We start from the raw sequence: 1,310 nt of genomic DNA on the forward strand, positions 1-1,310 counted from the left end.
TTTTTACTAGCTCCTTGTATTGAGTTAATGACATCAAACCATGCTTGAATTTCACCTTCTGGAAGATAAGAACTTCCAACCTGAATGTAGCTTTTTGCAAAAGTTAAACGGCTACTATTTAATGTGTTTTGATTTGCCTCTATTAACCTTTTTATAAGCGTACATCTTATTTTTACAGCCTCATCTATTCCTAACTCCTTAATCAACTGGGGGCTGACACTATTATTTAATATTGATAGTGGGCTATTAGGTAAGTCCATTGCAGATTCTTTATTTAATGCATTCCTATATTCAATTTCATGAAATTGTGAAAAATCTACTAGTTGTTTTCCATCATTGTTCCCTTGTGATGCTCCACAAAGTTCCTCAATTAAAAAAAGATAAAGCTCATTGGGTGATTTAATACTATTACTTAATTCTAAGTAGGCATTATTTATGAATTTTTCTAAGTAAACAGGGTTTTTTAAGGAGTTTTGCTTTTTAGAAGAAAAAATACCAAACATATATTGCACTCTTTAAATTTCTTTTAATTATTATACTGTTTTTATCCATTAGAAATATCTAAATTTTATTAATAGGAACTGTATAGATTTTCTAAAATTAACATAATACGCGTTATATGAAATTCAAAAAATGATACTATTTTTATGATAATTAAATAAATTTTAGGTGAACATAAGTTAAATAGAGCTTATGTCCGCCATATAATTTTAAGGTTCCCAGAATTTATCACCCTGAGTTTCATAAAATTTACTAATGAATTCTTGAAAAGTATTAGCAACAATGTACCAATCTTGTCTTTGATCTATAGGTAAGACAACAAAAATAGAGCCGTAATCATCACTATTAGGATCACATCGAACTAACAATAAGTCTGAATCTCCATAGAATTCTCCAATAATTAAGTCACTTTGAAGAGCGTCATTATTACGATTAATTTTATAAATTTTTGAAGCAAAAATTACTTCCTCAATAGAATATAATTTTAAGCCCCATTGTCCGTATTCTTGATCTTTAAATAGATCTGCACCATTAGATACTGTATAAAAATCCTCTAATACTTTTGGTAAAAGTACTTGGGGTATTTGTGAGTAAATTTTGCTTTTTAGGTTTAATGAACACTGCAAAGGAAAGGGACATTCCATACCTCTCTGAATAGCTTTCTTAGGTTCAATCTCCCATTCATTATGTATTTTTGCTATAATTTCATGAACACTATTCATTTATTAAACTCTTAAAAATCCTTAACTTTTACTAAAATTAACATAATACGAGTTATACAAAGCCTGAGCCAATTTCCTACGTTTTTT

At 28.5% G+C, this 1,310-nt stretch carries 1 protein-coding gene and 1 pseudogene; both read right to left on the reverse strand.

Features of this window, described 5'->3' with window-relative positions:
• A pseudogene (locus ACXM0J_RS18745) lies at positions 1–503 on the reverse strand (hypothetical protein); the annotation flags it as partial.
• Between the two features lie 207 nt (positions 504–710).
• Positions 711–1,223: an SMI1/KNR4 family protein gene (locus ACXM0J_RS18750; RefSeq protein ID WP_001089570.1), complete on the reverse strand. Its 513-nt coding sequence runs from the start codon at positions 1,221–1,223 to the stop codon at positions 711–713.
• Positions 1,224–1,310: the final 87 nt, after the last annotated feature.

The organism is Acinetobacter sp. GRABPA_MV_2 (assembly GCF_056725885.1).

Coding starts and splice junctions, on each gene's coding strand:
- ACXM0J_RS18750 (WP_001089570.1), bottom strand. CDS start 1,223: ATGAATAGTGTTCATGAAATTATAGCAAAAATACATAATGAATGGGAG.